This window comes from Brevundimonas sp. AAP58 (assembly GCF_001295975.1).
Taxonomy (GTDB): Bacteria; Pseudomonadota; Alphaproteobacteria; order Caulobacterales; family Caulobacteraceae; genus Brevundimonas.
In genome coordinates this window covers 1-9,323 of the sequence record NZ_LJHU01000039.1, presented here as the reverse complement: position 1 = coordinate 9,323, position 9,323 = coordinate 1, and the positions used below count along the sequence as shown (strand labels likewise).

General features: G+C 67.8%; 9 protein-coding genes. 3 read left to right on the top strand and 6 right to left on the bottom strand.

Annotation, left to right across the window (positions count from 1 at the left end):
- Nucleotides 1-119 precede the first annotated feature (119 nt).
- Entirely contained in the window at nucleotides 120-2,435 is a 2,316-nt protein-coding gene (locus IP78_RS05520) for a TonB-dependent receptor (RefSeq protein ID WP_082384864.1), read from the bottom strand.
- Between the two features lie 127 nt (nucleotides 2,436-2,562).
- Between IP78_RS05520 and IP78_RS05515 the strand changes: the two genes are divergently transcribed.
- Genes IP78_RS05515 through IP78_RS05505 form a run of 3 tightly spaced genes read left to right on the top strand, consistent with a single transcriptional unit; the run spans nucleotide 2,563 to nucleotide 4,636 of the window.
- Nucleotides 2,563-3,351, top strand: a complete 789-nt coding sequence (locus tag IP78_RS05515) for a hypothetical protein (protein ID WP_156320300.1) — start codon at nucleotides 2,563-2,565, stop codon at nucleotides 3,349-3,351.
- Nucleotides 3,348-4,043 carry an isochorismatase family protein gene (locus tag IP78_RS05510; protein WP_197272384.1) on the top strand — a complete coding sequence of 232 codons (696 nt, stop codon included), beginning with the start codon at nucleotides 3,348-3,350 and terminating at the stop codon, nucleotides 4,041-4,043. The genes IP78_RS05515 and IP78_RS05510 overlap by 4 nt, the downstream gene beginning before the upstream one ends.
- Nucleotides 4,040-4,636, top strand: coding sequence for a VOC family protein (locus tag IP78_RS05505; protein ID WP_054110702.1), 597 nt, complete (start codon nucleotides 4,040-4,042; stop codon nucleotides 4,634-4,636). Before IP78_RS05510 ends, IP78_RS05505 begins: the two co-directional genes overlap by 4 nt.
- Nucleotides 4,637-4,639: 3 nt before the next feature.
- Here IP78_RS05505 and IP78_RS05500 read toward each other — a convergent pair whose 3' ends face one another.
- Genes IP78_RS05500 through IP78_RS05480 form a run of 5 tightly spaced genes read right to left on the bottom strand, consistent with a single transcriptional unit; the run spans nucleotide 4,640 to nucleotide 9,170 of the window.
- A complete protein-coding gene (locus tag IP78_RS05500; RefSeq protein WP_054110705.1) occupies nucleotides 4,640-5,542 on the bottom strand; it encodes a polysaccharide deacetylase family protein in 903 nt (300 codons plus the stop codon).
- A complete protein-coding gene (locus IP78_RS05495; RefSeq protein ID WP_054110701.1) occupies nucleotides 5,529-6,479 on the bottom strand; it encodes a polysaccharide deacetylase family protein in 951 nt (316 codons plus the stop codon). The genes IP78_RS05500 and IP78_RS05495 overlap by 14 nt, the downstream gene beginning before the upstream one ends.
- Nucleotides 6,476-7,354 (bottom strand): oxaloacetate decarboxylase, encoded by an 879-nt coding sequence (locus tag IP78_RS05490; RefSeq protein ID WP_054110700.1) that lies wholly within the window; start codon nucleotides 7,352-7,354, stop codon nucleotides 6,476-6,478. The genes IP78_RS05495 and IP78_RS05490 overlap by 4 nt, the downstream gene beginning before the upstream one ends.
- Nucleotides 7,351-7,863, bottom strand: coding sequence for a 3-isopropylmalate dehydratase (locus IP78_RS05485; RefSeq protein ID WP_054110699.1), 513 nt, complete (start codon nucleotides 7,861-7,863; stop codon nucleotides 7,351-7,353). The genes IP78_RS05490 and IP78_RS05485 overlap by 4 nt, the downstream gene beginning before the upstream one ends.
- Nucleotides 7,860-9,170, bottom strand: coding sequence for an aconitase/3-isopropylmalate dehydratase large subunit family protein (locus IP78_RS05480; protein WP_054110698.1), 1,311 nt, complete (start codon nucleotides 9,168-9,170; stop codon nucleotides 7,860-7,862). The genes IP78_RS05485 and IP78_RS05480 overlap by 4 nt, the downstream gene beginning before the upstream one ends.
- Nucleotides 9,171-9,323: the final 153 nt, after the last annotated feature.

Here is a 9,323-nt window from a genome sequence, read left to right as displayed (position 1 = left end):
CGTGCACCAGAAGGAAGACGGGGCGCGAGCTTGCCGCTCGCGCCCCGCTGTGGGTGGCGTTCAGGACCGCCCCCAATGCGCCGCCAGCCAGGAGCGTCCGGCGGCGCAAACACTCGGCCTCAGAAGTTCCGGCGGAGACGGAAGGTCACCCGGCGCGGATCGTTGGGATAGGCGAGGCCGACCAGCGAGGAGGTGACGTAGTACTCCTCGCCGCAGTTCGAGCAGTCGAGCGACGCTTCCCAGGCTCCATCGTTGCTCTCATAGCGGATGCCGATGTTGTAGACGGTCGTCGACGGCGTCAGCGACAGCGGCACGGTGATCGCCGTCGTACCGCCGAACGGCACCCCGGTGGCGGTGCGACTGTCGTTGTAGGTCGAAGTCCAGTACTCGTCCGAGTAGCTGACGGAGCCGTTTAGCGACCACTCGCCGTCGAGCAGGGTGGTGGGCAGGATGTAGCGCGCGCCCAGTGTGGCTTGGCTCTCGGGGAAGCGGACCGGCTCGTCTCGCGTGGTGACGCAGTTCAGAGGCTCGGGCGTCGTCGAGCACGGCACGCCGCCCGCGCCGTTGACCGCCGGGATATCGACGTACTCCCGGTCGGCGATCGAGCCCGTCGCGTAGATCTCGAGGGCGTCGGTCGGGCTCCAGGTGATCTCGGCTTCAAGGCCTGTGGCTTCGAGGCCGCCGGCGTTGCGGGTCACGAAGTCGATGCCGCCGCCGGGGCGAGGTTGACCCGACAAGAGTTGCAGATCTTCCACATCGAGGCGGTAAAGGGTCAGGTTGAGGCGCAGCGTGTCTTGGAGCAGGTCTGACCGCATGCCGAGCTCGTAGGACCATGCCTCTTCAGGCCCGAAGGCCGAGTTGGTGATCGCGGTCGTGCCGCGCGCGTTCCAGCCACCCGACTTGAAGCCATTCGTGGCCGAGGCGAAGAACATCACGTCGTCGTTCATCTCATAAGCCAGAGCGACGCGAGGCGTGAACCGCGAGGTCGACTGCGAAACCGGAATGCCCGCCGCGATCAGGTTCGCCGTGGTCGGGCGGGAGGCCGCCGCGCCAGTGGCACCTATAAAGCCAGTCGGATAGGTCGCCCGGGTCCGGTCTCCGAACGCGATGTCCTTGTCTTCCTCGGTGTAGCGGCCGCCGAGCGTCAGGGTCAGCTGGTCCGTGATCGAGATGTCGCCCTGGGCATAGACCGCAAAGGACTGGGTCCCATTGTCGAGCAGCCGGTCGCCGAGGACGAGAGCGCTGGTCGACGTTGGTGTTAGGGCAAAGGTGTCGACCTGGTAGGTGGAGTTGTCCTCATCCAGATAGAACAGGCCCGCGACCCAGCTGACCCGGCCGGTCTCGCCGACGAGCTTCAGTTCCTGCGTCCATTGTTTGGTCTCGACGTCGTTGGAAATGGTGAAGCCGCCGAACGGCGTCGGGCTGCCGCCCAGACCGAAGTCGATGGAGAAGATCTGATCGGTGGCGATATAGCCGCTGATCCAGCTCAGGCTGGCCCAACCCATGTCATAGGTCAGGTTCGAGATCAGCGTGCCGACCCGCGTGCGAGCGCAGTTCCCCAGCCGCTGGTTGAGGAAGGTCTCGACCGCACTGTCATCGCAGTCGCCAACACGAAGGCCCGTGCGGCTGGTGTATTGCGGGTCGACCGGGTTGACGCCGATGGTCGTCTTGGCCTGGTCGATGTAGTCGGCCGAAAGATTCCAGTCCCAGTTTTCGCCCGGCTGGAAGCGCAGCGCGCCCCGGATGCCCCAGGTGTCCTCGCCATTCAGATCCTGGCCCGTGACCAGGCTGCGCGAATAGCCGTCGTCGCCGATCTTGAGCACGGTCACGCCGGCCGATACGACCTCGTTGACCGGACCGCTCATGGCTCCGCGCAGGGTGTAGCGGTCGAACGAGCCATAGGTGCCCTCGACCGAAGCGCGGAAGTCCTGATCAGGTTTGCGGGTCGTGATCGAGATGGCGCCGCCGGTGGTGTTACGACCGAACAGTGTGCCCTGCGGGCCGCGAAGGACCTCGATCCGGTCGACGTCCAGGAGGGTGATGTTGTTGGCGATCTGACGGGCGACGTAGACCTCATCGACATAGGTCGCGACGGGCACGTCGAAGGTCGCGACCTGTTCGGTCGATCCCAGACCCCGGATGAAGTAGCTGACGGCGCCGCCGGTACCGGTGTTCAGGCCGCCGGTAAGGCTTGGCGTGATGCGAACCAGGTCGGTCGTGTCCTCGACGATGGCGATTTCCAGCTGGGTGTCGGTGAACGCCGTGACGGCGAGGGGCACATCCTGGATGTTCTGCTCGCGCCGCTGGGCGGTGACGACGATGTCGTCGAGGCGGGAATCCTGTTCGGCCTGTGTCGCCGTCTGGGCGAAAGACGGGCCCGTGGCCATGAGAACAAGGGCGGATACGCTCGAAAACAGCAACGCGGACCTACGCATGGACGGCTCTCCTGCATCTGGATGGCGGCGGACCCGACTCTGATCGGTCGGTGCTAATGGTATATTCTTATATCATTTGCGGCGTCCGACAAGCGTCGCTACCGTGTCGTCAAACGGAGACAAACGGATGCGTCTTTTTTGCCTCTCACTGTTGGCCGGACTGGCGATCCTGGCCGCGCCGCAGGCGCGCGCAGACGGGTTCGACAGGACGGCGTTCGAGGTGTTCGTCGATGCACGAACGGGAACCGGTTCGCCGGTCTATTGGTACTCAGTCGGAACGCTCCGGGCGTATCCATCCGGCGAGCTTCTGGCCCGGGTCGAGGGCTATGACACTTCTACCTCGGACCGCCCCGAGCCCGGCCGCAGCCTTGCGAGGCAGTTCTCTCGCAAGATCTACGTCTATCGAGATGCAGAGACGAATGCGGTCCTGCGCCAGGTGAACGGCATGCCGGTTGAACCGGTGGCATACCCCTATCAGTTCATCACCTATGAGCTGGTCGGTGATCGACTGACGACCATGGTCGAGCAGGGGACGGGCGCTCGGGTCCAGCGCATCGGCCCGGGCGATACCATGCAGGCGCGGCGCATCGGCGACGCCCATGTGTTCACCGCGCCGCTGTTCCTGGATTTCCCGGCGGGCGGCGATCGTCGCTATCAGGCGTTCGAGAACTACGACTTCTTCATCCAGGCACCCGGCGGGGCGTCGAACCCAAACCAGCTGTCCTGGGTCCGATACGGCGACGCTCCGGCCTGGGCGGGGGGCGGCCCTGCGATCATGCATCTGATCACATGGCGCATCGACCGATACGAGGACGTACCTTCGACGCTGCGGGACTACATTGAGACGGATGCGCCGTTGTGGCGTGCGCCGCCGACCGGGATCGACGACATCCGCCGTCTGCAGGCCGGGCAATGAGCGATCTCCGCTTCGAGCCGACCATGACGCGCGACGACCGGCCCGCGCGCGCGATCTATGAGGAGGTGCTGGCGAACCCGGCGCGCAAGGGCTTCGGCTTTGGCCAGAGGGCGGCGGTGGTGAACATCGACGTCCAGCAGGCCTACACGCGTCCCGACCTGTTCCCGAAGTCCGCCTATGTCACGGATCCGGACCAGATTGACTGGATCAACCGGCTCAGCGACGCGGCGCGGGCGAAGGGGTTGCCGGTCGTCTGGACCCGCGTCTGCTACAAGCCAGACGGCGGCGACGCCGGCGTTTGGGGTACGCGCACCGACACGCCCGACAGCCTGCAGAACATCAAGTTCGGGTCCGAGCGGCACGCCTTCGACCCGCGCGCCCGGCCGGACTGCGAGGTCGATCTGATCTTCGACAAGCGGATGCCCTCGGCGTTCCACGAGACGCCGCTGCAAAGCTATCTGATCTGGCACAGGGTCGACACGGTGATCGTCACCGGCGGCTCGACCTCCGGCTGCGTGCGCGCCACCGCGGTCGACAGCCTGTCACGCGGATACCGCACCGTCGTCCCGGTCGAATGCGTCGCTGACAAGCACGAGAGCTACCACTACGCCAACCTGACGGACCTGCTGCTCAAATACGCCGACGTCCTACCGGCGGCGGAGGTTCTCAAGCACCTGGAGACCGCCCGATGATCCGCGCCCTTGCCATCGCCGCCGCGCTCGCGATCTCCGCCTGTGCCTCGACCGCCGTCGCCGAACCGGCACCCGATCGCGTCCCCGCCGACCAGCGCGTGCCGCTGGATTTTCGCCGCACCACCCTGGTGGTCCGCGACATGGAGGCGTCGCTGGCTTTCTATCGGGCCATCGGGCTGGTGCCGATCTACGACAACATCATCCGTACCCCGCGCGACGCCCCAACCGACGAGGCTGCGGAGCGTTCATTGCGCCTCGTCTTCCTGCGCGCCAACGACGACTACATCGGCATCCTCGGCCTGATGGAATACACCAAGCCCGAGCGCGAGCCCCGGCCGGAACGCGCCCCCGACGACAACGTCCTGCACCCCGGCGACATCGTTCTGGTCTTCAATGTGCAGAACCAGGAAGAGGTCTTCGCTCGCGCCATCGCCTCGCCCGGCGTGCGCGTCGGGGAGACGCCGCACGTCGTCACCTACCCCGGATACGACGGGACCAGCGTGATCCGGGTCAACTTCTCGTCAGTGTATGACCCGGACGGCCATTACGTCGAACTCAACCAGGTGCTGAGCGATCTGCCGGTGGGGGAGTGATGATCAGGCGTCGGCGATTTCGCTCGCCGACGCCGACCAGGCTCCGCTTTCCGACAGCCCAGCCAGCATGCGGCGCACGGCGCTCATTCGGAACGGCTGACCGGCGACGTAGCTCGTGAGGGTAAAACCCAGCACCCGCCGGTCCTCAGCACCGGCGTCGGCCTTGAGGTAGGCCGCCGCCTCCAGAACCTGTTCGGCCCAGGCGTCTTCGGACTGCCGCCGATCGATGAGCAGGGTGCGGTCGTCGAGCTCGTTCATCAGTGGGAGGGCGTGGACGACGCCGACATCGGTGGTCATCGCCACCGGAACCTCGTCGTGCTCCCAGTCCAGGCAGACGTCGAAGCCCGCCTCGGCGATCAGGGACAGGGTGCGAAACGACTGCTGCCGCGCCGGGCTCATCCAGGTGCGGGGCGTCAGGCCCACGCGGTCGAAGGCCTCGCGGGTGCGGACGACCAGGGCGCTCTCCTCGTCCTCGGACAGGCCGGAGTGGTGAATCGCGTCCGTCGACCAGCCGTGGGCGGCGATCTCGTACCCGTCCTCCAGCGCCGCCTCGACCAGCGGCCGGTACCGCTCCAGGGCGATCCCGTTCACCGGCACTGTCGCCTTCAGCCCGGCCTCCTTCAGCGCCCGCAGCAGGCGCCAGGCCCCGACGCGGGGGCCGTAGTCTCGCGTCGTGTAGTGCCTCAGGTCCGGCCAGGGCGTCTGCATGGCCCCGGGGTGCTTGAACGGTTTTCCCGACGGGTCGAGCATGTGCCACTCGACCGGCAGGACGATCATCACCGCCAGTCCTTGGTCACCGGGCCAGCGCCCCTTCGGGCGCTCCGTCGCCGGCCGCCAGTCGTACAGCGACTGGTCCATGCCGTGCCGCCGCTGGTGGTAGATCAGGTGTTCGTCAGGAAGCGGCATCGTCGAACCCATAGCCGCCGGTCGCCAGACCGCGTCGCTGGATGTCCGCCACCGTCTGGTCCCAGCAGTGCTCGCGATAGAAGGCCGCGATCTCCGAGCCGGTGGCGAACCAGACCTCGTCGCGGTGTCCCATGATATGCTCCAGCGCGCTCTCGAAGGCCCGGATGCGGTTCGGCTGGCTGACCAGATAGGCGTGGAGCGGAATGCACATGACCGTCCCGCTCTCGCGCCCCTCGGCCAGCAGCTGGTCGAAATGCCGCTTCAGGATGTCGGCGTAACGCCACGGGTCCAGACCCATCACCGAATAGCCGATGACGTCGTTGACCTCGAGCGAATAGGGCATGGAGACCAGCCGCCCGGTCCGGGTCTTCAGCGGCTGGGGCTGGTCGTCCTGGAACAGGTCGCAAGAGTACCAGAAGTCGTGCTCGGCGATCAGGTCCAGCGTCCGCGCCGTGTGGGTCAGGGCCGGCGCCAGATAGCCCCGGATGCGCTGGCCGGTCGCCGCCTCGACCGAGCGGATCGAGTCCTCCAGCACCGCGCGCTCCTGGGCCTCGTCCATCCCGTAGGAATAGCGGGTGTTGTAGATGCCGTGGCTGAAGAACTCCCAGCCGCGCGCCTTGGCTGCCTCGATGATCTCGGGGTGGTGGTCGATCAGGCCGATGGACAGCGACACCGATCCGCGCAGGCCGTGCCGGTCGAGCAGGTCCTGGAGCCGCCAGTGCCCGACCCGGTTTCCCCAGTCCCTCTGCGAATACCCCACCACGTCCGGCGCCGGTCGCGGCCAGCCGGGACGGGACGGATTCACCGGCGGGTCGAATTCATAGAACTCGATGTTGGGCGCGATCCAGAAGGCCAGCGCCTTACCGCCTGGCCAGGTGATTTTCGGCCGGTCGCGATAGGGCCAGTGGTCGTAGAGGTTGGGGTCCGACCGGTTCACTCGGCCGCTTCCTGCCGCTGCGGCTCATAGCGGTCGCCCAGCGCCAGCATCTCCTCCAGCCCGATGCGGGCGTTGACCCCGGCCAGATCCGTCATCCGGTCTTTGTAGCCGACGGTCGACCCCTCGGCCTTCAGCGCGCGCAGGAAGCTTTCGGCCGCCGGGATGATGGCGCGCACCAGGGCGCCGGGGCTGATCACCAGCCGGAAGCCCATGTCGCCCAGCGCATCGCGGGTCAGGATCGGCGTCTTTCCGCCCTCGACCATGTTGGCCATGGCCGGCGTGCGGCCCAACGTGGCGACGATGCGCTTCATCTGCTCCAGATCGCGCGGCGCCTCGACGAAGATCACGTCCGCCCCGGCCTCGGCATAGGCGACGGCGCGCTCCAGGGCCGGTTCGAAGCCCTCGACGGCGATGGCGTCGGTGCGGGCGATGATCAGGGTCTCGTCCGAACGCCGGGCGTCCAGCGCCGCATGGACCTTGCCGACCATGTCCTCGACCGGCGCCACGCCCTTGCCGGCCAGGTGGCCGCAGCGTTTGGGGAAGGTCTGGTCCTCCAGCTGGATGGCGCGGGCGCCGTTACGCTCAAACACCCGCACGGTCCGGGCGACGTTCAGGGCGTTGCCGAAGCCGGTGTCGGCGTCGACGATCAGGGGGATGTCCACCCGCTCGCAGATGCGGGCCACGACGTCGGCGACGTGGTCGAAGCTGACCAGGCCGAGATCCGGCCGGCCCAGCTGGGTGTAGGCGATCGAGGCGCCCGACAGATAGACGGCCTCGAACCCGGCCTGTTCGATCAGCAGGGCCGACAGGGCGTCGAAGGCACCGGGGGCATGGACCGGCGCGCCGGGCTGGGACAGGCGGGCTTTCAGGCTCACGCGGCGGCTCCGGTCTGCGGATGGGCGGAACGCTTCAGGTGGGCGATCAGCCCGCCGTCGCGCATCATCGCCGTCAGATGGTCGGGGAAGGGGGCGAAGGCGTATGTCCGCCCCTGGGTCTGGTTCGTCAGGCGACCGGCCTCCAGGTCGAGGCTCAGCCGGTCGCCGGCGGCGATCTGGTCGGCTTCGGGCAAGGTCACGGCGGGCAGGCCCAGGTTGATGGCGTTGCGCCAGAAGATGCGCGCGAACGACCGGGCGATCACGGCTCGCACGTCCAGGCGCTTCAAGGATACTGCCGCCTGTTCCCGCGACGACCCCAGGCCGAAATTCAGGCCCGCCACCACGAAATCGCCGGGCCGGACCGTGCCGGCGAAGCTCGGATCGACCGCCTCCAGGCAATGGGCGGCGAGCGCGTCGGGGTCGAGTTTCATCAGATGGCCGGGGGCTAGCAGGTCGGTGTCGATCTGGTCGCCGAAGACGAAGGCGCGGCCGCTGTCGGGCAGGGTCATGCCGCCGCCCTCCGCTGATTCAGGTAGCTGCGCGGATCGACGATCCGCCCTGCGATGGCCGCCGCCGCCACGCTGTAGGGCGACCCCAGATAGACTTCGGCCCCCGCATGACCCATGCGGCCCTTGAAGTTGCGGTTGGTGGTCGAGATGCAGACCTCGCCGTCCGCCAGCAGACCCGCCCCCATGCCCGCGCAGGCTCCGCAGCCGGACGGCATCAGGGTCGCCCCGGCCGCCATCAGCGTCGCCAGCGTCCCGTCCCGAGACGCCGCCTCCGTCACCCGAGAGGAGGCCGGGGCGACCAGCAGTCGGACGCCCGGAGCGACCCGCTGGCCCACCAGCACCCGCGCGGCCATTCGCAGGTCCTCCAGCTTGGCCCCCACGCAGGCGCCGATGTAGGCCTGATCGATCCGGCGCCCCTCGGCCTCGGCCACCGCCACGCTGTTGGCGGGCGAGTGGGGCAGGGCGATCATGGGCTCCAGCGCGCCCGCGTCGAAGTGGTGCACGGCCTCGTAGTCCGCGTCGGGATCGGAGGTCCAGGCCCGCGCCGCCGCCTCGTCCTCGACCGGAGCGCCGGTGTCCCTCAGCCAGGCGAAGGTGGTCGCGTCGGGCGCCACGACGCCGGTCTCGGCCCCCAGTTCGGCGGCCATGTTGGTGAGGACCAGCCGCTCGGGCATCGACATGGCCTCGACCGTCGGACCGGCGAACTCCACCGCGCGAAAGGCGTTGTCCATGCCCAGTTCGCGGCACAGGAACAGCATCATATCCTTGGCGGTCACGCCGTCCCGCAAGGCCCCCCGCCATTCGACCCGGATCGTCGTCGGCACCTGCAGCCAGGTGCGGCCCGTCGCCGCGATGGCCGCCATGTCGGTGGCGCCATAGCCCGCCGCATAGGCCCCGAAGGCCCCCGCCATCGGCGTGTGGCTGTCGCCGCCCGCCACCAGCATGCCGGGGTGCACCAGCCCGCGCTCGGCCAGCAGCATGTGGCCGATGCCCTCCATATCGTAGAATCGGCCAACGCCGTGCTCGGCCGCGAAACGGCGCGTCAGGCTCAGGATCGCCGCGCTCTCGGCGTCGACCGCAGGGACGTAATGGTCCGACGCGATCACGACCTTGGACGGATCCCACAGCCCGCGCCCCAGCTCGGCCAGCATGGGCACCCAGCGGCGGGGACCGGAGCTGTCATGGGCGAAGCAGAGGTCCACCTCGGCGGTGATCAGATCGCCCGCGCGCGCGTCGGCGCGGCCTGACGCCTTCGCCGCGACCTTCTCGACGAGCGTTCGACCCTTTATGGCGTTGGCCCCGGCCATCCGAATCCCGTAGCGGCGCGGGTGGACCGCGCAAAAGATATAATCTTATATCATTTGCTCTCGCGGACTTGCCAAGGCAATTTCGCCGACGAAACGACTAAGGATCCACCCGATGGCCGACGGCAGCCCCCATACGACCCAGACCTATCGCTG